The following is a 24552-nucleotide window of genomic DNA, read 5'->3' on the forward strand; positions in this document are numbered from 1 at the left end:
ATTCAAACTTGGGTGAGAATGCGATAAGAAAGTCTTTCTCTTCTGCGAGTTGCCACCATTTTCTTTTTGAACGCTCGCGTTCAAAAAGAAAAACGGGTGAACAGGGCAAAAGAACACGCGTTCGGGAAATTCCCCTAGCTCAAAAAATACGGCTGATGGAGAGGAAAGCGAAGCTTTCATCCCATTCAGCCGTATTTTTTGAGCGATAGCGGGATTCCCAAGGGCCTCGTCCTTGGGCGGGGTCAAGGGGCGGCGCCCCTTGCAGAGGTGCGGGGACAGAGTCCCCGCCCACCCTAGCGCCCCTTGCAGGGCTTGGGGCAGCGCCCCAATAAAACAAGCACTTATAAATCGCGAGAAAGTTCGAAAACGCCATCGTCGTAGTTCCGACTCACGGTGAATCCGAGGGCGGTGGCGAGTGCGGCCATAGCGGAGTTGTCGATAAGGGTCTGCCCGATGATGCGGGCACAGCCGCGTGCGGCGGCATAGTCAATAAGCTTCTGTAGGAGAATGCGCCCGAGTCCCTGCCGCTTGATGTCGGAGCGAATAATGATAGCGAATTCCATCTCCTGATTGTCGAGAGAGGTGGAGCCGCGGACAACGCCGAGGGTCTCAGAGGCTTCGCGATCAATGGCGATGAAGGCCATTTCGCGATCGTAGTCAATTTGAGTGAGACGAATCATCTCGGCACGCGGGAGGGTCTGAATCAGACCGAAAAAGCGAAAGCGGAGATCTTCTGCTGAAAGCTTTGCAATGAAATCCCAGTGCGCGGGTTCGTCCTCCGGAGTAATGGGACGAATGAGAAGAGTCTTGCCAGAGCGAATCTGAATAAGCTGCTCAAGCTCACGAGGATAGGGGCGAATAGCGAGGGCGTCACTGGCGTCGAAATCGGCAAGAAGTGAAGCACTGGCATCAAGGGCGAGAACGCCGTGATCGTCCACACAAAGGGGGTCAATCTGAATGTGCTGTAGCGTTGGAAGGTCGAGTAAAAGCTGGGAAAGTTTGCAAAGGGTGAGACAGAGTGCGGAAATGTCGAAGCGTGAATCGTCGAGAGGGAGAACGGCGGCGCGGGTGACGAGTTCGCGGGCGAGGGCCATGTTGAGAGGTGGGAGGGCAACGGCGGGAGAGTGAGACTGCGAGGGAAAGAGCGGGGCGAGAACGCGAGCGCGGCCACAACTGATGTACGGACCAAAGACGGGATCGTAATCAACATGAAGGGCAAGTTCGCGAGCTTTTGGACGGCGCCCCATACGCTGAACGATGTAGCCTTGAATGGCACAGTGAGGGGCCTCGTTGAGCACGCGATTGGGGAGAGATTTTGCAGCAGCTTTTACGGCCTCGGCAGAGTCGAGATCGAGAATGACACCGCCGACGCGGCTCTTGCAGGCGAGGTCAGGGGAGAGAATCTTGAGGGCGACGGGGAAGCCGAGTTCTTGAGCAATGCTGGCGGCTTCATCTGGAGTGCTGGCGGTTCTGGTTTCAATGATTGGGATGCGATAGGCGCGCAAAAGTTCCAGAACTGCGGCGAGAGGGAGCTGCCCTGTGCCGTGAGTCGCGATAACGCGCTGCGCTGCGTCGAGGTCTGGCTCGAATTCGGACGGGAGAGAGGCGGGGGTCTGAACGAGAAGCTCCTGATTCCGGCGATAATGAACAAGATTCAAATACGCACGAATAGCCTTGTCCGATGTCGCATAAATCGGGAGACCTGCGGCGTTGAAAATTTCTTGAGCCTGGTCTGCATTTGCACCCCCGATCCAGCTGCAAAAGACGAGGCGGCGAGTGCGCTTTGCTGCTTTTGCCACGGCCTTGGCAATTTCACGACCGTCGGCGAGAGCTGAGGGGAAATGCATAACGAGAAGAGCGTCAATACCCTTTGCTTTCAGGAGAATTTTAACAGCCTGAGCATAGCGCTCTGGCGGGGCATTGGGTGACAGGGTGATGGGATTCCCGACACAGCCGTCGGCGCGACAGTTGAGCATGGGGGCGTCGCCATACAAGTCGCTGAGGGCAGCTTTTGTTTCGTCGGAAAGTTCGGCGAGTTTGCCACCACCTTCGATGAAGCGATCAAGGGTGAGGAGTCCGGGGCTGAGACCATTCACGAGAATGGCGAGCCGCTCACCCTTGAGGGGTTTTGTTCTGGCGAGGGTTTCGACGCTGTCGAAGAGTGCCTCTGTATCGGAGACGCGGAGCATACCTGCTCTGCGGAACGCGGCGTCATACACGGCGTCGAGTCCAATGGGGCCGGAGGCGATGCGGGCGAGTTCCTTTCGAGCCTGTTCAGTCCGACCGGCCTTGAGCACGATAACGGGTTTGCTTCTGGAGGCGGCACGGGCGGCAGACATAAAGTGGCGGGCGTTTTTAATGTCCTCAACATAGAGGAGGATGGCGCGGGTTTCAGGGTCTGCATTGAGGTAATCCAGCACAGTGCCGAAGCCAAAGTCGAGCTTGTCGCCGAGCGAAATAAAGTTTGAAAAGCCGAGCTGATTGCTCTGTGCCCAGTCGAGAATAGTTGTGAAAAGGGCGTCGGACTGTGTGACGAAAGCGATGCGTCCGGGTTGAGCGTCGCAGTGCGCGAGGCTGGCGTTGACTCCGGCTCGTGGGGTGAGGAATCCCATGCTCCCCGGACCGAGCAGGCGCATGCCTGTTTCACGTGAAGCAATCAGCATATCGTTTTCGATGCGCGCTTTGTCTTCGGGGAGGAGTTCGGAAAAACCACAGCCCAGTACGACAGCACCTGCAACACCACGCTGCCCAAGTGCTCGAATGTATTGGGGAAGACTCTCTGGCTCAGAGCACAGTATCGCTAGGTCCGGCGTCGTCGGAAGCGTGTCGATATTCTTGAATACCGGAAGCCCCCCAAGCTCTGTGAGCCTTTCGTGTATCGGAAGTATCGGCCCAATAAACTGGGATTCCCGTATGTTTTTGAGGAGTACCGGCCCCGGCGTGCCTTCCTCTTCGGTCGCCCCAACAAGCGCTATGGATGTGGGACGGAACATCGTGTGCAAGTGTGCTAAGTTCATTCGCAGTACGCCTCGTGCTCTCTCGTTGCCTGTCTTAACGCGCTCTCTTACCTGTCTTTCGATCCGTGGATGCCGCGCTACTTCTGTGTTCCTCTATTGCAGTAGCTTTGCCTTGCTCTGCTCTGACGCTGTTTTATCACGAAAACTTACAGCTCCGCAAAAAAAAGATGACAGCATCATAACTTAGAATGTACCACTATGAGAGGATGGGATACACTTTGAGCGATTGTGTCGCTCTGTATCGATTGTGTTGCGCTTTTCATAATACAGATTAACAGGGGGTATCGATGAGTGACGAGATGAAAATCCAGACCATGATGCATGAACAACGGGTGTTTGAACCATCAACCAATGGTTCCAAAGACGCGCATGTGCCTGATATGGATGCCTATGAAGCGCTTTACAAACAGTCGATGGATGATCCTGAGAGCTTTTGGATGCAAAGAACTCAGGAACTTCTGGACTGGAAAACCTCTCCAGAAACCGCTTTGGAATGGGACTTTAGTATCCCGGAAATCAAATGGTTTCAGGGAGGAACCCTTAACGCGTCCTACAACTGCCTTGACCGCCATCTCGAAAATGGCCGCAGGAACAAGGCCGCGCTTATCTGGCAGGGCGAGCCAGATGAGGATGTGCGCGTCTTTACCTATCAGATGTTGCATTCGGAAGTCTGTGCCTTTGCCAACGTGTTGCGCAGCCGGGGAGTAAAAAAAGGCGATACAGTGGCTCTGTACATGCCTATGATTCCTGAACTCCCCATCGCCATGCTTGCGTGTGCCCGTATTGGTGCCATCCATTCTGTTGTCTTTGCTGGCTTTTCTGCAATGAGCCTCCAGAACAGAATTCAGGACTGCGAGGCAAAAATCCTCGTGACTGCCGATGCCGTTTTGCGCGCTGGGCGGACTATCCCGCTGAAGCCCAACGCTGACGAGGCCTTGGCCGCCTGCCCCACAGTGAAGCAGTGTATTGTGGTCAGCCGCGCCGGTCTCGACGTCGACATGAAACCCGAAAGAGACTGCTGGTGGCATGACTGTCTTACTGACAGCATGCATTCTGAATGCTCGCCAGAAGTCATGGATGCCGAGGACCCTCTCTTTATTCTCTACACCTCAGGCTCCACAGGAAAACCAAAAGGCGTTGTTCACACAACAGGTGGCTATCTGACCTATGCGGCCAGCACTACCCAGCAGGTCTTTGACCTCAAGGATAACGACGTCTACTGGTGCACCGCCGACTGTGGCTGGATCACCGGGCACAGTTACATCGTCTATGGCCCTCTCTGTCTTGGCGGTACCTCTCTCATGTTTGAGGGCGTTCCGTCGTGGCCAGCTCCTGACCGTTTTTGGCAGATTGTTGAGAAGTTTGGCGTCAATATCTTCTACACCGCACCAACCGTCATTCGTGCGCTCATGCGCGAAGGTGTGGAGTGGACCCGGCGTCACGACCTCTCTTCCTTGCGCGTTTTGGGGTCCGTTGGCGAGCCTATTAACCCCGAAGCGTGGATTTGGTATCTCGAGCACATTGGGCATGGGAAACTTCCCATTGTGGACACCTGGTGGCAAACAGAGACTGGCGGCATTATGATTTCCGCCATGCCCGCTGCAACGCCACTCAAACCCGGTTCCGCAACGCTTCCGCTCCCCGGTGTCGACATCGCTATCGTTGACGACAACGGCAACGAAGCTCCACCCAATCAGGGCGGGCATCTCGTTGTGCGAAAGCCTTGGCCCGGTATGCTTCGCGGTGTCTGGAAGAATCCAGAGCGTTTTAAGGAAACGTATTTCAGCCGCTTCCCCGGTATGTATGAGGCTGGCGATGGCGCTCGGCGTGACGATGATGGCTATTTTTGGGTCATGGGGCGTCTCGACGACGTTATCAATGTCTCCGGCCATCGCATGGGGACTGCTGAGATTGAATCCGCACTGGTTGCGCATCCCGCTGTCGCGGAGGCCGCCGTTGTCGGCATGCCCCACGACGTGAAAGGCGAAACCATTTATGCCTACGTCATTCTCGGCGCTGACGAAGAAGAAAGCGACGAGCTGATGAAAGAACTGCGCGTCTGGGTTCGAAAAGAAATTGGACCCATTGCCGCACCTGAATTCATTCAGTTTGCCGATGAATTACCCAAAACCCGCAGTGGCAAAATCATGCGCCGCGTCTTACGCAAAATCGCCGCCGGTATTCGCGACGAGTTCGGCGATACCTCCACCCTCGCAGACCCCGGTGTCATCATCGACCTGCAGGACGGTCGCGACGATATGTTGTCATAAGCAGTAAGTGTGGTTGCGGGGTACGAGACTTCGTCTCGTGCTTTGCAAGAGGCGCGTGGGTGGGGTAACGAGACTCTGTCTCGTGCTCTGCAAGGGGCGCCGCCCCTTGACCCCGCCCAAGGACGAGGCCCTTGGGAATCCCGCTTTCGCTAAAAAAATGGGCTGAATGGGATGAAAGCTTTGCTTTCCTCTCCATCAGCCCTTTTTTTAGCTAGTGGGCGTTTCCCGTATGCGTATTCTTTTTGAACGCTTACGTTCAAAAAGGAAATGGTGGCGAATTCGCAGAAGAGAAAGAAGCTCTCGACGTTATGCCCAACAAGTTTGAATTTCATTCACGCGAAGCGTGGATGGAATTCAAACTCGCTGAGGATACGTAAGGGAATCATTCCCTTACGCGGGGTCCGGGGCTGGCCCCGGTTTGTTTTTCTTCGCGTGGGGGAGGAGGGCTGTTGTTGCATGGGCGGCTTGTCTTTGGTATTTGCAACTGTCTTAGACTGGTATTTTGGATTCCGTAGGGGAATATGGGAAAACCGTTTAACTGCCTGTAGGGGTAAAGAGGCACGAGGAGAACAGGACATGGGTAAGAAGCTTTTTGCTTGTATGCTCGGCATGTTGTTGACTGCAATGCTTGCAACTGGAGCTATTGCAGGGGACAAGAAAGTGTATGTAAATGGCATTGACTTTGGTTTTCCGCCGTTTGGGTACATTGACAAACATGGAGAGCCAGCTGGTTTTGATGTTGATTCTGTGAATTGGATTGCGGAGAAAATGGGCTTTGAAGTCCGACATCAGCCCATGGACTGGGACGGCATTATTCCTGCGTTGAATGCTGGCAAGCTTGATTTTATTGCTTGTGGCATGAGTGCGACGGATGAGCGCCGCAAGGTTGTCGCTTTTACAAACCCGTATTATGAGGTCACGCAGGTGCTGGTCGTGAACAAGAATGACGACAGCACTTTTAAAGAGATGTTCACCTCTGGTAAGGTGATCGGAGCACAGCGTGGCACGCCGAGCGCAAAATATCTTGATGAGCTTTCCAAGAAGGAAGGCATGGACTTCAAGGTAAAGAAATATGATTCCACAGACCTGTCGATGCAGGACCTGCCTATTGGTCGAATTGACGCATCAGCAATGGACAGCACGATTGCCTATGAAATGATGCGCAATCTGCCGTGTAAGGTTGTGGGAACTCTTGATGTTGATAAAGACGTGTACGCTTATGCATTCCGCAAGGGTGACACGGAGCTTGAGAAGAAGCTCAACGAAGGACTGAAGCAGCTTATGGCCGATCCGTACTGGGAGGAGCTGAAAGCAAAGTGGAACATCCACTAGGTCGTTCGTACGACGAAATCTTGGGCCGTCCGGTTGTTGTCTGACATCCGGGCGGCTTTGTCCTTTTAGTAAAGTGGTATAAAAATGGATTTCACGCAGGCTTTTGCAGCCATCTGGGATGCCTTGCCGTATCTTCTTTCTGGGATATGGTGGACGATTGGCCTTGTTTTCAGCGCCATGTTGCTGGGGCTGTGCATTGGGGTCCCAATGGCAGTTGGGCAAGTCTATGGATCTCGGCCAGTCAAAAGATTTGTGAGTTTTTATGTCTGGCTGTTCCGCGGCATTCCTATTCTGGTGATGCTTTACCTGTTCTATTTTGGCATTTTGGCCTACCTGACGGAAATTTTCCCTGTTCTGCGCGTTATTGGGCTGGATACGGCCTTTGCTGCTGCGGTGATTGTGCTGGGGCTGACGACGGGTTCGTACCAGTCACAGATTTTTCGTGGTGCGATTCAGGCATTGCCAGAGGGGCAGATGAAAGCTGCGCTGGCGCTTGGAATGAGCGAGCGGACGGCTATCTGGACCATTGTGCTGCCGCAGGCAATGCGCATGGCCATTCCGGGCTGGTCGAATGAGTATTCGATTATTCTGAAAGACTCGGCGCTTGCTTTTGTTATTGGCGTTGCGGAACTGATGTCCCGAACGCGTTCCGTGGCATCGACGACACACCAGCCGCTTCCGCTGGCACTGTTTGCAGGTGCACTTTTTCTTGTTCTGACGTGGGTGGGGCTGAAAATGCTGCGCCGACTTGAAAATAAAGTACGAATTCCGGGGTACTCCCGAGAGGGTTCATTTTAATGTCTGATACGTCTGTTTTGCGCATTGAGGGATTGAATAAGTCCTTTGGAGAAAACTACGTGCTGAAAGACGCGTCTCTGACGCTCAAGCGCGGTGAGCTGAAGGTGCTTATTGGTCCTTCTGGCGGTGGCAAATCCACTTTGCTCCAGTGTATGAATTTTTTGATTCCCCCGGACACGGGTCGTTTTTGGCTCAACGGGCAGGAAGTGGACCCTTCGGACAAAAAGTCGCTGTATAGCTATCGGCAGAAAGTTGGGATGATTTTTCAGGACTTTAATCTGTTCGATCATCTGAGTGCTGTTGAGAATGTGCGTATTGCACTGGTGAAGGTCCTTGGCATGAGCAAAAAGGATGCGATGGACCGGGCGATGGCAGAGCTTGAGCGCGTCGGCATGGCTGGCCGCGCCAACCTGTATCCTGCACAGCTGTCTGGTGGTCAGAAGCAGCGTGTTTCCATTGCCCGTGCGCTGGCGATGGACCCTGAGGTCCTGCTTTTGGACGAGCCGACGTCTGCGCTTGACCCTGAGCTTATTGGTGAAGTGCTCACGGTTATTCGTGATCTGTCGCAGGCGGGCATGACGATGATTATGGCCACCCACCAGATTACCTTCTCGTCGCAGCTTGCTGACGAATTTATTTTTATGCAGCAGGGTCGCATCATTGAGCAGGGAAGCCCGAAAGAGCTTTTGGCTGCTGGTGTGGAAAGCCGCACGCAGGAATTCTGCTCCAAGATCAATGAACTCACAGGGGAGCCTGTCTAAATGGATGCGTTCCTGCAATTTGTGATGGAGCGGGTTGCACCGGGCCTGAATCTTGGGCTTTTGGTCAGCCTCAAGCTCATTATCCCGGCGTCGTGCCTTGGCGTGATCTTTGGTGTGATTACGGGCACGGTTCGCGTGTACGGTCCTCGCCCTGTGCGCTGGCTTGCGGACTCCTACGTCACGCTGTTTCGCGGGACGCCGCTCGTTGTTCAGCTGTATTTCTGGTACTTTGCGCTGCCGTATTTCAATATTGGGTCCTTCCGAATTGTTCTGGATCCGGTAGAGGCCTCAATTATTGGCTTCTTCATGTGCAGTGCCGCATACCAGTCCGAATACGTCCGCATGGGGCTTATGTCGATCAAGGCGGGGCAGATCAAGGCTGCGCAGGCTCTTGGAATGACGCCTTTTCAGACCATTGTGAACGTCGTGTTGCCGCAGGCAGTTCGGCGCGCGCTGCCCGGCTGCGGAAACGAAATTATTTACCTCATCAAATACTCATCCCTCGCGTCCATCATTACGGTGAACGAACTCACAGGTGCCGGTAGGGAAATTGCGAAGGCAACCTGGCGGAATATAGAAGTCTTCTCCGTTGTCGGACTCTATTATCTGCTTATCGTGACCGTTGCGACGTGGATATTGAAAAAGATTGAGGAAAAAACTGCTATTCCTGGCTTTAACAAGTCAAGAGAGTAGATCACGCATTCACGCGTCATGTGTTCCGTCTCGTGCTTTCCCTGCTGCACGGGGCGGAACCTTTTTTTTGCACAACTGTTCTTTATTCTGCCCATTGTTGGCGCGAGCTGATAGAGTGAAAGGAGAGAGTTCTTTTCATGGAGCGCTGGCATGTTCTCACGAATCCAACAGAAATATCCGGGAATCCGTTTTGCCAATCTGGGGATTGGTGAAATTTGTGTTTCCAGTTTGCCCCTGGCTGTTTCAACGGTGCTCGGCTCGTGCGTGGCAGTGACCATGTTTTGCCCTGTGACGCGAACCGGTGGGCTGTTTCATGCGCTGCTGCCAGAGAGGGCGCCGCATGGAAAGCTGCACGATGCAGAGCCGTGCCGTTTTGTGGATGAAGGAATCCGGGAGCTGCTGCGCCAGATGGAGCGGAGCGGGGCAGACATGCCGAGGCTGGTGTGTAAAATATTTGGTGGGGCGAACGCGGTTTTTGAAGAATTCTACGCTGTTGGAATGCGGAACGTCGACATGGCGCGGCAGGTCCTTGCCGAGGAACACAGGTCTGTGCAGTCAGAGGATGTTGGCGGGACGCGGGGAAGAAAGCTCTTTTTCATTACGCATACCGGAGAGGTCTTTACGAAAAAGCTCTCTTCGGATGTCTGCTTTTTGCCAGAAGGAAATGCAAATCGCTAATCCTCTGGAATGATGTCTATCCTGTCTAAAATTTTTTCATAATATTCATTTTCCGACGAAAATGACCGCTTGGAGCCAAGACCTGTTTTCATGAGCAGGTAGTTGAGCTTTTGCATTTGACGGTAGCGGGATTTTTCATCCTTGCAGTGGTTGAGCAGATCAACCGCCGTGCGGATGTCTTTGTCGGCCTGCACTTCTGGTGGGACGTGCCCGGAGTTCCTGAGGATTTTGTAGCTCATGCGCAAGTCTTCTGGAATGAGCGAATCGTCTTCCAGTTCGAGGGGCTTTCCCTGTCCCTCAAGATTCTGAAAATCTCCTTTATCGATTGCGGCCTTTATCCGCTCTTCTGCCAGATCATCCAGGATGCCAAAAATACCCATGTCGTACCGTCTCCTTATGTGCGGTATACCGTTTCTGCTGGTGCTGGCGCAAGCTGGCAAGAACAGAAAATGAGGCCAAGGCCGGGAAAATACGCTATACTGGGCTTCAACTCAGACCATGAGCATAAGGAGCTGGCGTATGCAGATAGGCATGGTGGGACTTGGCAAAATGGGAATGAACATGGCTCGTCGTCTTTTACAGGATGGGCATGAAGTCGTGGCGTATAACCGTTCTCCTGCGCAGACAGATGCGTTGGCAAAGGAATATGGCGGTGCCATTGCTGCACATACTCTGGAAGAGCTTGTCGAAGCGCTGGAGCCGCCGCGCCTTGTGTGGCTAATGCTCCCGGCTGGGCAAATCGTGGAGGAGCACATTGTGCTGTTCACGAATCTGCTTTCGCGAGGGGATGTGCTGATTGATGGTGGCAATTCCCGATTCCGCGATGATATCCGTCGTGCCCGTCAGCTCAAAAAGCATGGACTCCATTACGTGGATGCGGGTGTAAGTGGTGGTATCTGGGGGCTGGAGATTGGCTATTGCACTATGGTTGGCGGAGAGCGGGACATGTTTGAGCTGCTGACGCCACTTCTGACGAGCCTTGCCCCTGAAAATGGCTTTATGTACTGCGGCAGCCACGGAGCCGGGCATTTCGTCAAGATGGTGCATAACGGCATTGAGTACGGGATGATGCAGGCGTATGCCGAAGGTTTTGCCCTGCTGGATGGCTCGGAATACGGCAAGGGGCTGGAGCTTTCTGAGCTTGCGAAGCTTTGGAATCAGGGGAGTGTTATTCGCTCGTGGCTTCTTGAGCTGACGGAAAATGCATTGGAGCGCGATCCGCATCTCATAAATATTGCTCCGTATGTCGAGGATTCCGGAGAAGGTCGCTGGACCGTGGAAGAGGCCGTCCGAAGCGCTGTGCCTGCACCGGTCCTGACGCTTGCCTTGATGGAACGGTTCCGTTCTCGCCAGAGCAATTCCTTTGCAGACAGGCTTCTTTCTGCTCTGCGCAACGAATTTGGCGGGCACGCCGTGCGTTCGGCAGAGGATGGGGCTGCTGATGACTGATGAGCTGCGCCCTGACCTGACGCACCCGGTTTTGGAGGCCGAAAAAGGACACCCGTCAACGCCGTGTCCAGAAACTGGACGCCCTGCATCGTGTACGCTGGTGATCTTTGGTGCCTCTGGAGATCTCACGGCGCGAAAACTGATTCCCGCGCTCTTTCACCTTTTCTGTAATGGCTCACTGCCGCAAAAAATGAACATTGTGGGCGTAGCTCGCTCAAAAATGACGACTGAGGACTTTCGGGCGCACGCCAGAGAAGGGCTGGAGGAGCACGCTTCTGGTGACCTGTTCCGCTGGCCAGAGCTTGCGGCGCGGCTTTTTTACCATCCTTTGGAATATGGCCGTCTCTCTGATTATCTGGCGCTGGAGCGAACGCTTCGGGAGCTGGACGAAAAGAGTGGGACAGAGGGGAACCGGATTTTTTATTTGGCGACACCGCCTTCGGTGTATGCGGTTGTGGCAGAGCAGCTTGGAGCTGTCGGGCTTGCGGAAGAGACAGAGGGTAGTTTCTCCCGGATTGTTGTGGAGAAGCCTTTTGGGCGAGATCTTGCTTCGGCGCGTGAGCTGGACGCCCGGATGCACACCGCGTTTGCCGAGCATCAGATATTCCGCATTGACCATTATCTTGCCAAGGAAATGGTGCAGAATATTTTGATGTTCCGTTTTGCGAATTCAGTTTTTGAGCCGCTGTGGAACCGTAGATATATTGCGTCCATTACCTGCGCCTCGGCAGAGTCCCTCGGCGTCGGCCACCGGGCGGGATATTATGAACAGGCTGGTGTGCTGCGCGACATGTTCCAGAATCACATGATGCAGCTTTTGGCGCTTTCGGCCATTGAACCGCCGTCGCTGTTTGCTGCAAACCGTGTGCGGGACGAAAAAGTGAAGCTTTATCGTTCGCTGCGTCCCTTTGATGGCAATACGCTGTGGAAAGATCTGAGCCTTGGGCAGTATGCTTCAGGAAAAATTTCTGGGCGGGCAGTGCCTGCGTATCGGCAGGAGCGGGGCATTGCTCCTGACTCGATGATTCCAACTTTTGCAATGATTCGGGCCTACGTGGACAACTGGCGCTGGCAGGGCGTGCCCTTTTACATCATGTCTGGAAAGCGGCTGCCCAAAAAACTGACCCGGATTGTCATTCAGTTTCGCGATGTTCCGCATTCCATGTTCCGCAACGTGGAGCAGGGGGAAATGGTTCCGAACCGCCTTGTGCTGGATTTGGCGCCAGACAATGGCATTTCTCTTCGTTTTCAGGCCAAGATGCCCGGAAGCAAACTCTGTTTCCGGCCTGTGGTCATGCACTATTCGTTTGATGAAGACGCGGATGGCGTCTTGCTGGATGCCTACGCCAAGGTCTTTTTGGACTGCATGCTTGGCGACCAGCTCTTGTTCTGGCGGCAGGATAGTGTCGAGCTGTGCTGGGGCTGGCTGACGCCTATTCTGGAACTTTGCGAGGAGTGTACGGATCTTCAAAAGCATCTGGAGATGTACCCGGCGGGGAGCTGGGGACCAGAAAGCTGTCGAGAATATATGGAATGTTTGCTGTAGCAGAACGCCCCGGAAAACCGGGGCGTTTTTTTATTCAGCTTCGAGGCAGGTGTGGGTTTTGGCCAGCAGGTCTTCGGCCTTTTCGAGCGAGAGCGGCCGGGCGAGGTGGAAACCCTGTACGTATTTGCACTGGATACGCTCCAGCTCCTTGAGCTGGTGGCTTTGCTCCACCCCTTCCACAATAACCTCAAGTTTCATGGCGTTGGCGAGGGCCAGCATGGCCTTGATGATTTCCAGACTGTTTTCCTCTTCCAGCATGTCCGCAGTAAATGATTTGTCGACTTTGAGGCTGGTGACTGGGAACTGTCGCAGGTACGAGAGCGAGGAATACCCCGTTCCAAAGTCATCAATGGACAGGCGGATGCCAAGTGTCTTGAGGCGCTTGAGCATAAAAAGCGCACTTTCCGCGTTTTCCATGATGGTGCTTTCTGTGATTTCCAGATTCAGCTTGTCGGGCTGGAGCTGCGTTTCTTCCAAGATGGTTGAGACCTGATCGACGAGGCTCGCCATTCGGAATTGCACCGCAGAAATATTGACCGAGATAATCAGTTCGGAAAGTTCGGGGAAATTTTTGTGCCATGCTGCCATTGTTGAGCACGCTTCACGGAGCACCCATAGCCCAAGGTCAATAATATCTCCGGATTCTTCGGCAATGGGAATAAATTCTTTGGGATAGAGCAGGCCATGTTTCGGATGCTGCCAGCGGCACAGTGCTTCCATTCCAGAAAGTTTTTCCGTCCCGGTTTCAAAAATAGGCTGGTATACGAGGAAAAATTGATTATTTTTTCTGGCTGCCTGCAGTTCGTGTTCAAGGCGACTCATTTTGAGTACGCGTTCCAGCATTTTTTTGGAAAAGACACGAATTTTATTTCGGCCACTTTCTTTGGCGACGTGCAGGGCAATATTGGCGCTGCGAATCATTTCTTCTGGAGATGGCTCGTTGCTTGGGCTGAGCACAAGGCCAAAGCTTGCTGACAGCGTAATTTTTTTATCCTGTGTCAAAAACGGTAGAGCAAGGCTTTCCCGGATGCGCTTCACGATTTTGATGGCGTCGTTTCTGTTTTCAAGCTCATCAAGAACAATAATAAATTCATCACCACCGTAACGGGACACGGTGTCGGTTTCCCGAATGCAGCTCAGCAGGCGCCCGGCAACTTCCTTGAGCAGGGAATCGCCGCAGCTATGCCCAAAGGAATCGTTCACAAATTTAAAGCGATCGAGATCCAAAAAGATAACGGCATAATTATATTTTTTACGCCGTCTGGATTTGGCCATGACCTGTTTTGCGTGGCGGGTAGCAACATTGCGGTTTGTCAGCCCGGTCAGGCTGTCGTGGTCGGCCTTGTATGAAAGATTTTCTTCGAGTTTTTTGTGTTTGGTGATGTCCCGAAGGCTACAGCGCAGGCCCTGATCTGTTTTCCCATCTGGTCCGGGGATGTTTTTGCATACAGCACAAACCCAGCATTCTTCTCCATCTTTTCGTACAATTCGAAATTCATGCCGACGGTTTCTGAACTGGGTTTTTTTTGTATAAAACTTGACCCACTGGGCGCGGTCTTCCACATGAACAATCCGTGATATCAGGTCGGGATTCTCCATGAATTCAGAGCTGGTGCGGCCGGTCAGGCGTTCACAGGACGGCGAAACATACAGGAGCTGTTCACTTTCTGGGGATTTCCACAGCTCCATGTCGTGTGCGGTATCCAGCACCTGCTGTGAGCGCATCTGTGAAATATTCAGTTCTTCTTCGAAACGGATTTGTTCGAAGGACAGCGCAAGTTGTGGCGTAATATTTTTCAGCAGCTTAAAATCGTCGCGGCTAAAGCGTTCGGGGGCCGTAGAATGCTGCAGGCAGAGGATGCCACCGATTCGCTGAGGGGTTCGGAGGGGGAGGCCGAACCATGACGCAGGAATTTTTGCGCTGCGTGGGAGAGAAGAGCTTTCCGGATGCCACAAAAGGGGGCGTCCGGTGCGAATGACGGTCAGGAAAGGGGCCTCAAGTTCTTTGTCCCACACATTTTCTACTGGTGTGGGGTGGGGGATTGGACCCGTTGCGTAAGGGAAATGGAGGGCATTTGTTTCTGGATCTACCAGACCAAAGTACAGAGAATCAAAGCCGACGTATTTTTTGAGGACCTTGGACACGTCTTCGCAGAACTGGCAGGTTTTACATCCAAAATCCCGCAACCCGGAAATTTCATCCAGCAGAGAGAGTTCCCGGCTCAGTTTTGCTTTTTCTTTCTGTATTTCTGCGTGATCCGAAACATTTTCCCACAGTCCCACAAACTGGGGGACGCCAAGGCCGTCCTCGTGCTGGAAGACTGCACCTTCGAGCAGCACAGACTGTGAACGTTTGCACTGGTGCGGGATTTTTCCCTTCCAGCTTCGACCCGAATGAAGCACGCTCGCAATATGGGCAAAGGTGCCCTCTTGTCCCTGGAGCAGGGAATTCTGAATTTGTGAGCCAAGCAGCTCTTTTTTGCTATACCCGGAGAGTGCGCTGACTGCGCTGTTTGCATAGAGGATCTTTCCGTAATTGTCGGTCATGACAACAAGAGAAGGGCTGTGCTCAAGCGCCTGTGTTACCCACTCAGGAACGTAGGTGGATGGCTGCGCGGGATGAATGAGTTTGAGAAGCTCCTGCAAGCTCGAGTGAAGCTGGGCATTCCTGTTCTGGAGTGCCCTGATTTGTGTCGTTGTATCAGACTGTCTATGCGGGACTTTTTTGTGCTTCATATGCGCTTAGGGGGCAGAGGTTAGTGCTTGAACCATGCAGGATTTCCCTTGGTTCTTCTCTTCTTCACCCCTCTATAAAAAGTGAAAAAATCATTTTTGTCTATAGGAAGGCATATATTTGACGCTCTCTTCTTTTCTGCTTTTTTCAGAATTACACCAGGTCTTTTGTATCCTTTCCTTTTTCTAAAAAATGTTGAGAGAAATTTCTATAGTAATTAATAATTGTTAGCGATTAGACTTCCCAGTTCGTTTCAAATGGGGCTTTTTTTTGTGCCCCTTGTGGTGTAAAGTCAGACTCTTTCGACCCACCTAAGTTCAGAAGATTTCTTTCTGTTTTAACAACCATAACTGCTACGAGTGGAAATTATGAGCATCCCGACCATGCCCAAGGATTTGGAGACTGTGAATCTGAACGACAATGCCAAGGTCGTTTTGGAAAAACGGTACTACCGCAAGGATGAGAGCGGAAACCCAAAAGAAACGGCGCAGGAACTTTTTTGGCGTGTGGCTTCTGTCATTGCCGCAGAGGAAGACAAGTATTCCTCCTCGCCCTACGCAAAAAAAGGGACGCTTGCCCATGACTTTTATTCGCTCATGACGTCCTACAAGTTTTTGCCGAATTCTCCGACTCTTATGAATGCCGGAACCTCCCTTGGGCAGCTTGCCGCATGTTTTGTGTTGCCTGTTGGCGACTCAATGGAAGAAATTTTTGACGCGGTGAAGAATGCCGCGCTCATTCACAAGTCTGGCGGCGGCACTGGTTTTTCCTTTTCTCGTTTGCGTCAGAAAGACGCTGTTGTTGGCTCCACTGGTGGCGTTGCCTCTGGTCCCCTTTCTTTCTTGAAGATTTTTAACACCGCAACCGAGCAGGTGAAGCAGGGCGGGACTCGCCGTGGCGCAAACATGGGAATTTTGCGCGTCGATCATCCCGATATTTTAGAATTTATTTCTGCCAAGGAGCGCGACGGCGAGTTGAACAACTTCAACCTGTCTGTTGCCCTCACTGAGCGGTTTATGCAGGCCGTCGAAAAAGACGAAGATTACGAGCTTCGCGCTCCGCATTCTGGCGAAGTGATTGAAACCCTCAGCGCTCGCGAAGTCTTTTTGCTCCTCGTGAACAAGGCCTGGGAGTCTGGTGACCCCGGTATTGTTTTCATCGACCGCATCAACCGGGACAACCCGACCCCGGATCAGGGAGAAATTGAGAGCACAAACCCCTGTGGTGAGCAGCCGCTTCTCCCCTACGAAGCCTGCAACCTTGGCTCAATCAATCTTGCAGAATTGTGCTCTTTCGACAAAGACGGCTGTGTCGAAGTGGACTGGAACGAGTTTGAGCGTGTCATTCGTCTCTCCGTGCGTTTTCTCGACAACGTGATTGATGCCTCCCGCTATCCTCTCGACTCGATCGCCGACACGGTTCGCAAGAACCGCAAGATTGGTCTCGGCATCATGGGTTTTGCTGATCTGCTTTATCGTCTGCGCATCCCATATGATTCACAGGAAGCTCTCGGTCTTGCCGAGAAGATTATGGAGTTTATGCGTGACGTGTCTCGCGCAGCCTCTCACGATCTCGCCATTGAGCGTGGACCTTTCCCGGCATACGAAACATCCATTTTCCCCAAGCAGAACATTGGACCCCTTCGCAATGCCACGACAACGACCATTGCCCCCACTGGTACTCTGTCCATCATTGCGGGCTGTTCCTCTGGCGTCGAGCCGCTCTTTGCCCTTTCTTTTGCCCGGTACGTCATGGATGGCGAGAAGCTTGTCGAAGTAAATCCTTTCTTTGAGGAAGCTCTCAAGGAACAGGGCTTATGGTCAGAGAAGCTTATGGCGCTCATTGAGCAGAAAGGAAGCATTGCCCAGATTGAGCATCTCCCCGCAGAATTACGGCGCGTCTTTGTTACAGCAATGGACATCAAGCCAGATGCGCATCTCAAGATGCAGGCTGCTTTTCAGAAATTTACAGACAATGCGGTTTCCAAGACCGTAAACCTTCCCAGTGAGGCTACCCGGCAGGATATTTTCGATATTTACTGGGCTGCCTACGAGTTGGGCTGCAAGGGCGTCACGGTGTATCGCGACGGCTGCAAGGCTATTCAGGTTTTATGCACTGGCGATTCCAAGCCAGAAGAAACCAAGGATGATTCGCAGGTCGTTCAGCAGCGTCCTGACGTTGTATATGGCTTTACCCAGAAGGTCGAAACTGGTCTCGGCATTATGTATCTCACGGTGAATGAGGTCGACGGCAAGCCTTTTGAAGTCTTCGCCACCATCGGCAAGTCCGGCCGTTCCATTACTGCCAAGGCTGAGGCCATTGGGCGTCTCGTCTCTCTTGCCTTACGCTCCGGCGTCTCGGTTCGCGCTATCGTTGAGCAGCTCAAAGGCATTGGTGGCGAGCATCCCGTCTTCCGCAAGAAAGGCATGATTATGTCCATCCCGGACGCCATTGCCTGGGTCTTTGAGCAGCGCTATCTCGGCAGCGACAACGCCGTTATGGACCACGCCCGCGACATCACTTCCGCTGTCTGCCCCGAGTGCGGCGAGCCGCTTATGTTTCAGGAAGGCTGCGTCTTATGTGCCGCCTGTGGCTACACCAAGTGTGGCTAAAGTTTTAGGCTAATGTGTGGGTGAATATTGTGGGCCTGCTCCAGTACGTGAGTGCTGGATGGGCGGGTGGGGGAAGTTGGGGGCCTGCCCCCAAACCCCCGCGTAAGGGAATGATTCCCTTACGTATCCTCATCGAGTTTAAAAGCCGTGCAAGCGAAGCTTGCACGGCTTTTAAACTTGTTGGGGCTGCCTAAAGCGGCTTCTTTCTCTTTCCCGTGCGTTGCCACCATTTTCTTTCTGAACGCGAGCGTTCAGAAAGAAAATAAGTGCGGTAGAAAAAGGCAAAAGAACACGCATTCGGGAAACGCCCACTAGGCCAAAATTAAGGGGCCGGATGTACGGGAAAGCCAACGGCTTTCACACATCCGGCCCCTTAATTTTGGGCGATAGCGGGATTCCCAAGGGCCTCGTCCTTGGGCGGGGTCAAGGGGCAGCGCCCCTTGCAGGGTTTGGGGCAGCGCCCCAATAAAACTGCGCCCCTTGCAGAGCACGAGACAGAGTCTCGTACCCCACCCACCCCAAGGTCGTGGTGCTTGTGCAAAGTGCAAGTGCAATATGTGCAAAAGGTGGCGGGTTTATGTGCATAGCGGTGCACAAGGCGGCGAGCTTGTAAAGAGTGTAAAAAGTGATTGAAGGTTGGTATTATTGAAGTTTTAGTTTTGGCACGCTGATTGTATTAGAGAGAGTGAAGGTTATGGGAGCCTTCTGGATATACAGCCACCTCCCTATAGCTCTCTTCATTCTCTACCGTGCTAGCGGTGCGGCGGCAGGCCATCCCCTTCACTGTCGCCGTACCGAAGACATAGACGAAAAAAAGTGATTCCTTGGTTTGGATAGAAGCCTCCTTCTTGCGATGTGATGGCTGAGGCTTGCGACACCTCAGCCATCACATCCTTTTTTTTCTGCGCTGTTCTGGCGCGACATGCTTCCCTGGTAATTGGTGACAGTGTTTCAAAAGCGCTGTAAAGGACACGACTTCACTCCACTAATGAGTTTTTGAGGGACCCATGTCATTGGATCAACGACAAAGAAGACTATACCTGCTCTCTTTTTGTGCTCTGTGCATGCTTGCTGCGGCGAGCTTTATTCCTTCTGGAATTGCGCAGGCAGGAGTTGCGGGGGCAGCGAGCAAGACATCAACGGCAAAGCAGTCAGAGCGGCTGCTTTTTGAGCGAGAGATAAAGCCGGGGGATAGCCTGAGCACGATGCTGTCGAACGTGCTTGCACCACCGGAAGTGCATAAAGTTTCACAGGCTTGTCGCGGAGTTTTCCGTTTGAACAAGCTGAGTATAGGACAGCCCTACCGAGTCTGGATGGAGAAGGGCCGTTTTTCACGGCTGGAATACTCGCTGGACGACTGGGAACAGCTCCGCATTGACTGCACGGGCGGAAAATATACGGCAAAGATAGAGGCGCTTCCGCTGGAAGTGGAGGTGCTTCGTATGAGCGGGACCGTAGAGCAGCGTCAGGGGTATACACAGGCAGTGCGAGCTGCTGGTGGTAACCGCGAGCTGATGCTGCGACTGGCTGATATTTTCGCATTCAAGTTTAATGCGTGGCGTGATCTGAAAAAGGGCGACAGCTTTGTTGCGCTTGTTGAGCATAAAAAGCGCCGGGGCAAGACCGTTGGATACGGTCGGATCTTTAGCGCGAGTTTCACAAAGGCGGGCAAGGAATACGAGGCGTACTGGTACCGTTCTGATGATGGGCGTGCGTCCTATTACAATGGTGCCGGGGAAAATCTCCAACCGTATTTGCGGGCACCGCTCCCGATGTACGTTGTGTCGTCTGGCTATAATGCCCGACGCCTGCACCCGGTCACAGGACGCCGACAGCCGCACTATGCGATTGACTACGCTGCTCCGAGTGGGACGCCGATCTACGCGGCGGCGGATGGCAGAGTGAACAAAGTGCAGCAGGACAGGCTGGCCGGGCGCTACATCCGAATCCAGCACGACGCCAAGTACGAAACCATGTACATGCACATGTCTGGCTTTGCCAAAGGGCTAAAGGCTGGCGATAATGTCGTGCAGGGGCAGATTATTGGGTACGTTGGCAGTTCGGGGCGAGCAACTGGACCGCACCTTGATTTTCGGCTGCGGCGCTATGGTCGGCTGATCAATCCGCGTATGAATCATGATCTTGCTTCTGCTGGTGAACTGAGTAAATGGCAGCAGTCAGCGATGCGGCGGCGCATTGCAAGCTACCGTGTTCGTATGCGATCCCCGCAGATGGCCGCAACAGCGCTTCCAAGGGGCTGGGACAAAACAGAATTGTTTTGAATTTCAGGAAAATTGAATTTTTTGTAAAATCCTGCTTGCGTCTTGGAAACTTTCCATGTAAAAACTTCTTCACTTCGGCGTCACCGAAAGCTTTCGCACTGGTTCGCCAGGAGCATTTGAAAAAATGAAAATTTTTAAAAAAATGCTTGCAAAGCCGAAACGCATTCGATAAATACGACTTCCCGAACGGGCCGAGATAGCTCAGTTGGTAGAGCAGGGGACTGAAAATCCCCGTGTCCGCAGTTCAATTCTGTGTCTCGGCACCATACGAAAATATGCCCTTACGAGAAATCGTAAGGGCTTTTTCTTTTTCTCCAGCCTATGCAAAGCGTTTATGCGCTTCCTTCTTGCACGAATTGATCATCTCCACCGCCTTAATGAACTCTTCGGTGTCCCGCTTGGCCCACGCCTTTCGCAGCATCTCTATGTCTTTGCTAAATTCTTCGTACAGCTCGTCACCCTTGTCAGGGTATTCAACCATATGATCGGCGTCCTGCATGAACTCCACTACGTCGCTTTCATCCGGCAGCTCGCCGCGTGACGTATGTTGGGTGATGTGTTTCCACGTCATATTCATCCGTTTTTTCAAATCGTCATACTTTTCTGCGCTCTTTTTTGACGCTTCTTTCCCCCCCTTCGTTTTCCCTGTCTTTTTTTTCGGCGTCTCCTTTTTCTCTCCCTCCCCCTCTTGTGCTTCAATCACATCGTTTTTTTCCTCACGCCCTTTCCCGCCTTTTTCTTTCTCCTCTTCTTTTTCTTTCTCGTGATTCTCGTGGCTCCCTTTTTCTCCCTTTTTTCCCAGCTTGATTTTGAATTTGCCCGTGAGTTCTCCGTCGTACATTTTTACCGACAGTTTGAACTTCCCCTCCTCAGGAATATTCTCGCTGCATTCTGGACCAAAAATTTTTTCAACAAGTTTCAGTATTTCCTCTTTCTCTTTTTTAGAAAGATTCTTTCGCTGTTCAAATTCATGCTGCTTCATTTTTTTGCTCCTCTGTATTGTCACTTTTTATGCCTTTAGCATAGCAAATCCACCTCGCCGTGCTCAAGGAAAGATGCGTTTCGACCCCCTTTCTCTTTGCCTTTATACGCTGCCGCAATTGTTAACTTTATCTAGTGCATTATGATTCGTTTTCTGCTACTCATATGCATCTTATTTTTGTCAGGACGGATGCGAAGAGTATCGTGAGAGGACGGCTCACTTATACTCACTGGCAACGTCCATTCGTGGACACGTTCCACGTATGGGACCCCCAGCACCTTTGGTGCTCGCGGAGTTGACTGAGAGGGCAGTCGACTCCGCTTTTTTTTATTGGGGTGGGTTATACGAGACTCCGTCTCGTGCTCTGAAAGGGGCGCTAGAGTGGGCGGGTGGGTATTTTATTGGGACGCTGTCCCAAGCCCTGCAAGGGGCGCCGCCCCTTGACCCCGCCCAAGGACGAGGCCCTTGGGAATCCCGATTTCGCTCAAAAAATACGGCTGAATGGGATGAAAGCTATGCTTTCCTCTCCATCAGCCGTATTTTTTGAGCTAGTGGCGTTTCCCGATTGCATGTTCTTATGCCTTTTCCAGACCGCACTTATTTTCTTTCTGAACGCAAGCGTTCAAAAAGAAAATGGTGGCGAACTCGCAGAAGAGAAAGAAGCTCTTTACGCCATTCTCACCCAAGTTTGAATTTCATTCACGCGAAGCGTGAAGGGAATTCAAACTCGATGAGGATACGTAAGGGAATCATTCCCTTACGCGGGGTCCGGGGCTGGCCCCGGTTCTTTCCCCACCCGCCCATCCAGCCCTGACGAGCTGGGGCAGGCCCCCGTTTTCTCCTCCTCCATCCTTTTACTTGCCGGGTTTAAAGCTAAACCACCCGCATAAGATGCCGACGGTGGTAATAACGGCGACGAGTGAGAGGGAGAGGCCGAGTGAGAGGGGGTGAATTGTGAGTTGAAAGGGCGGAGCGCTGAGGGCCTGAGCAATGAGCATTGTTGCGAGCTGAATAAGTCCGAGGGCGAAAAAGCTGGCGCAGAGAGCGAGGAAGGCACTTCCTGCGGCGAGCGGCCAACGGATGTACATGTCTGAGGCTCCGACGAGAGAGAGAATTTCGATTTCTTCCTGCCGGGTGAGCATGGAGAGCTTCATGGTGTTGCCCTGGAGGAGGGCTGTAGCGGCAAGGAGCATAATGAGAAGCGGCCAAAAGAGTGTTTTGGAGAGCTTGGCCCAGGAGTGGACAAGTTCGAGCTGTAGGGCGTCATAATGTACAGAGGCGACGCCGGGGAGAGCCTGAAGCTTGGCGAGCATGGAGCGGGAAAACTGCTCTGCTTCTGCTGGTGCGGGAGAAAAATATAAAAGGGCAGTTGGCGGAAGCGTGGAGCTGCCGCGCAGGGAGCGAATCCCGTCAACATTGCGGAGTGATTTTGCAAGCTCGTTCATGGCCTGCTCTGGGGTAAAAACTTTCATGGAACTGAGGGAAGAATAGTCTTCCATGTCCTTCCACTGAGCTTTGACCTCTGCCATGCTGGCGTCTGCTTCCCAGTAGACCTGATAGGCAAAGTCACCTTTGATGCTAATAAGCTGCCTGTCGAGATTGGAGACGAGGAGCAAAAGCATTCCGGCGAGAAAAGCCGTGAGCGTGATGGCGGCAAAAGTCATCAGCGTGGAGACCGGGGTCTGAAAAAGGTCAAAGATGCCTCGGTTTGAGAGACGGAAAAAGTTACGCATGCTCAGCCCCTTCGGCGACAGTCTGGTCGACAATGTGGCCGTCGTCTAATGTGATGCGGTTGGCGTGGGGGACGGACTGAATGATGTCGCGGTTGTGAGTCGCGAGCAAAATCGTGGTGCCGTAGGCGTTGAACTGCCGAAAGACATTCATAAGTCGAAGGGCGAGATCAATGTCGAGGTTTCCTGTTGGTTCGTCGGCAAGGAGGAGCTTGGGGTTCACGACAATGGCGCGGGCAATGGCAACGCGCTGCTGCTCGCCGCCGGAAAGTTCTTCGCAGCGGCAATGCACTTTGCTGGCAAGGTCGAGACCGCGCAACACCGCATTGATCCTGCGGTTGATGGCTCGTTTTGGGAGACCGCGCACTTCGAGGGGCAGGGCGACATTCTCGGCAACGGAGCGCTGCGGCAGGATTTTGAAATCCTGAAACACGACGCTGACGTGACGCCGGAGCTGGGCAACGTGCCTGCGGCGAATGCCCTTGAGTTCATAGCCAGCAACATTCACGGAACCGCGATCAACGGGCAGAGAACCGTGGAGCAAACGCAGGAGGGTTGTTTTTCCTGCGCCGGAGGGACCGGTCAAAAACGTGAAAGAGCCTTTGGGAAGGTGAAAGCTGATGTCCTTGAGTGCCCAGTGCGTTCCAAAGTTGTAGGAAAGCCGTCGGGCATTCACCGTTGCGCCGTCATTGTCCATGAAGCGGAATCTCCAAAAGTTAATCCATGAAGCCGGAAACGCGCGTGCTGGCGTCTCCGGCAAAACTATGCCTGCTGCAAGGCGTTGAGCAAAAGGGTCCGGGCTGCGCTGATGTCAAACATCTGTCCGGTCCAGAGGCGGAACTGTTCGACGCCCTGATGCAGAAACATTTCCAGTCCGTCGACAGTGCGGCATCCTTTGGCCTTCGCCTGCGCGAGAAAGACTGTTTCGAGAGGATTATACACAATATCGTATGCGATTTGGCTGGAAGAGAGGGGCATATTTTCTGGAAGCGGCGAAAGCTCCTGAAATTTGCCAAGCATTCCGAGCGGGGTGGTGTTAACCAAAAGTTCGGCCTGAATACGATGACGCTCGTCCCAGTCTGCCGCAGAGACGTGAAATTCGTTGGCAAGTTCCATTGCCTTGTCTGGGTTGCGGTTGGTGATAATGATGTCGGGGACGCCGAGCTGGAGCAGTCCGGCAACTACGGCGCGTGCTGCACCACCGGCACCAAAAACAAGGGCAGAGCTGATGCGGATGGGCATTTTGCGAAGTGGAGCGCAAAAACCAAAAATATCTGTATTCTCACCAATGAGCTGATCTTTTTTCCAGTAGACCGTATTCACGGCCCCGACGGCAAGCGCGCCATCGTCAAACTGATTTAGAAAAGGCTTGATGGTCTGCTTGTGGGGGATGGTCACGGACAGCCCGGCCATGCGGGTTTCGCGCATGTGGGCCATAAAAAGGTCCATATCCTCTGGCGGCAGGGGGTAAGCCGTGTATTCTCCGGGCAGGTCAAACTGCCGCAGCGCCCAGTTGTGAAGGGTTGGGCTAAGGCTGTGGCCAAGGGGCCAGCCAATAATTCCGTAACGTGGGGTCTCTTCCCCTGCATGAATGCTCATGAATTCTCCAGTTAAAAAGAAGTTCGTCGTGTTGCGCCTGCTGATAATGTGCGACAGAGCCGGGCGGAA

The 24552-nt window shown here is 53.0% G+C and carries 19 protein-coding genes, 1 tRNA gene and 1 pseudogene; 14 read left to right on the plus strand and 7 right to left on the minus strand.

What is annotated here, in order from left to right; all coding sequences use genetic code 11:
- A partial coding sequence (locus tag B5D23_RS15250; RefSeq protein ID WP_234985105.1) for a hypothetical protein occupies positions 1-209 on the plus strand: 209 nt, incomplete at its 5' end.
- A gap of 132 nt (positions 210-341) precedes the next feature.
- Here the strand turns inward: B5D23_RS15250 and B5D23_RS14055 are convergent.
- Complete coding sequence (locus B5D23_RS14055) at positions 342-3017, minus strand: bifunctional acetate--CoA ligase family protein/GNAT family N-acetyltransferase (RefSeq protein WP_078686092.1); 2676 nt, start codon at positions 3015-3017, stop codon at positions 342-344.
- Between the two features lie 287 nt (positions 3018-3304).
- Here B5D23_RS14055 and acs point away from each other — a divergent pair, with 287 nt between their 5' ends.
- The 7 genes from acs to B5D23_RS14090 all read left to right on the plus strand — a co-directional run bounded on the left by acs (position 3305) and on the right by B5D23_RS14090 (position 9549).
- Complete coding sequence (gene acs / locus B5D23_RS14060; RefSeq protein WP_078686093.1) at positions 3305-5287, plus strand: acetate--CoA ligase; 1983 nt, start codon at positions 3305-3307, stop codon at positions 5285-5287.
- A gap of 242 nt (positions 5288-5529) precedes the next feature.
- Positions 5530-5664: a hypothetical protein gene (locus tag B5D23_RS15290; protein WP_284690183.1), complete on the plus strand. Its 135-nt coding sequence runs from the start codon at positions 5530-5532 to the stop codon at positions 5662-5664.
- A 199-nt stretch (positions 5665-5863) separates the two neighbouring features.
- Positions 5864-6619, plus strand: coding sequence for an ABC transporter substrate-binding protein (locus B5D23_RS14070; protein ID WP_078686095.1), 756 nt, complete (start codon positions 5864-5866; stop codon positions 6617-6619).
- Positions 6620-6703: 84 nt separating this feature from the next.
- Positions 6704-7417 carry an amino acid ABC transporter permease gene (locus B5D23_RS14075; RefSeq protein WP_078686096.1) on the plus strand — a complete coding sequence of 238 codons (714 nt, stop codon included), beginning with the start codon at positions 6704-6706 and terminating at the stop codon, positions 7415-7417.
- Entirely contained in the window at positions 7417-8178 is a 762-nt protein-coding gene (locus tag B5D23_RS14080) for an amino acid ABC transporter ATP-binding protein (RefSeq protein WP_078686097.1), read from the plus strand. The genes B5D23_RS14075 and B5D23_RS14080 overlap by 1 nt, the downstream gene beginning before the upstream one ends.
- Positions 8179-8871 carry an amino acid ABC transporter permease gene (locus B5D23_RS14085; RefSeq protein WP_078686098.1) on the plus strand — a complete coding sequence of 231 codons (693 nt, stop codon included), beginning with the start codon at positions 8179-8181 and terminating at the stop codon, positions 8869-8871.
- A 150-nt stretch (positions 8872-9021) separates the two neighbouring features.
- Complete coding sequence (locus B5D23_RS14090; RefSeq protein ID WP_078686099.1) at positions 9022-9549, plus strand: chemotaxis protein CheD; 528 nt, start codon at positions 9022-9024, stop codon at positions 9547-9549.
- Here the strand turns inward: B5D23_RS14090 and B5D23_RS14095 are convergent.
- Entirely contained in the window at positions 9546-9929 is a 384-nt protein-coding gene (locus B5D23_RS14095; RefSeq protein WP_144012636.1) for a DnaJ family domain-containing protein, read from the minus strand. The two genes, B5D23_RS14090 and B5D23_RS14095, sit on opposite strands and share 4 nt — an antisense overlap.
- A gap of 112 nt (positions 9930-10041) precedes the next feature.
- Here B5D23_RS14095 and gnd point away from each other — a divergent pair.
- Both gnd and zwf read left to right on the plus strand, forming a co-directional pair.
- A pseudogene (gnd, locus tag B5D23_RS14100) lies at positions 10042-10998 on the plus strand (phosphogluconate dehydrogenase (NAD(+)-dependent, decarboxylating)); the annotation flags it as partial.
- A complete protein-coding gene (zwf, locus tag B5D23_RS14105; RefSeq protein WP_078686101.1) occupies positions 10991-12544 on the plus strand; it encodes a glucose-6-phosphate dehydrogenase in 1554 nt (517 codons plus the stop codon). The pseudogene gnd and the gene zwf, both read left to right, overlap by 8 nt.
- Positions 12545-12574: 30 nt before the next feature.
- On the opposite strand, the gene B5D23_RS14110 is transcribed toward zwf, so the two are convergent.
- The gene (locus B5D23_RS14110; protein ID WP_078686102.1) at positions 12575-15280 is read right to left on the minus strand and encodes a sensor domain-containing protein; all 2706 of its coding nucleotides are present in this window, start codon (positions 15278-15280) and stop codon (positions 12575-12577) included.
- Between the two features lie 366 nt (positions 15281-15646).
- On the opposite strand from B5D23_RS14110, the gene B5D23_RS14115 reads away from it, so the two are divergent.
- The 3 genes from B5D23_RS14115 to B5D23_RS14125 all read left to right on the plus strand — a co-directional run bounded on the left by B5D23_RS14115 (position 15647) and on the right by B5D23_RS14125 (position 20438).
- Positions 15647-17890, plus strand: coding sequence for a vitamin B12-dependent ribonucleotide reductase (locus B5D23_RS14115; RefSeq protein WP_078686103.1), 2244 nt, complete (start codon positions 15647-15649; stop codon positions 17888-17890).
- Positions 17891-18897: 1007 nt separating this feature from the next.
- Positions 18898-20172: a M23 family metallopeptidase gene (locus B5D23_RS14120; RefSeq protein ID WP_078686104.1), complete on the plus strand. Its 1275-nt coding sequence runs from the start codon at positions 18898-18900 to the stop codon at positions 20170-20172.
- A gap of 190 nt (positions 20173-20362) precedes the next feature.
- Positions 20363-20438: transfer RNA gene (locus B5D23_RS14125), tRNA-Phe, on the plus strand.
- 53 nt (positions 20439-20491) lie between these two features.
- On the opposite strand, the gene B5D23_RS14130 is transcribed toward B5D23_RS14125, so the two are convergent.
- Positions 20492-21154, minus strand: a complete 663-nt coding sequence (locus tag B5D23_RS14130) for a GAK system XXXCH domain-containing protein (protein WP_078686105.1) — start codon at positions 21152-21154, stop codon at positions 20492-20494.
- Positions 21155-21669: 515 nt separating this feature from the next.
- Between B5D23_RS14130 and B5D23_RS15110 the strand changes: the two genes are divergently transcribed.
- A complete protein-coding gene (locus B5D23_RS15110; RefSeq protein ID WP_159446019.1) occupies positions 21670-21846 on the plus strand; it encodes a hypothetical protein in 177 nt (58 codons plus the stop codon).
- Between the two features lie 162 nt (positions 21847-22008).
- Here the strand turns inward: B5D23_RS15110 and B5D23_RS14140 are convergent, their stop codons facing one another.
- The 3 genes from B5D23_RS14140 to aroE form a co-directional block, all read right to left on the minus strand.
- Complete coding sequence (locus tag B5D23_RS14140) at positions 22009-22887, minus strand: cell division protein FtsX (protein ID WP_078686107.1); 879 nt, start codon at positions 22885-22887, stop codon at positions 22009-22011.
- On the minus strand, positions 22880-23581 hold the full coding sequence (gene ftsE, locus B5D23_RS14145) for a cell division ATP-binding protein FtsE (protein WP_078686108.1): 702 nt from the start codon (positions 23579-23581) through the stop codon (positions 22880-22882). Before ftsE ends, B5D23_RS14140 begins: the two co-directional genes overlap by 8 nt.
- A 65-nt stretch (positions 23582-23646) precedes the next feature.
- On the minus strand, positions 23647-24483 hold the full coding sequence (aroE, locus tag B5D23_RS14150; protein ID WP_078686109.1) for a shikimate dehydrogenase: 837 nt from the start codon (positions 24481-24483) through the stop codon (positions 23647-23649).
- Between the last annotated feature and the right edge of the window lie 69 nt (positions 24484-24552).

Origin of the sequence: Desulfobaculum bizertense DSM 18034 (assembly GCF_900167065.1) — a bacterium.
GTDB classification, from domain to species: domain Bacteria; phylum Desulfobacterota; class Desulfovibrionia; order Desulfovibrionales; family Desulfovibrionaceae; genus Desulfobaculum; species Desulfobaculum bizertense.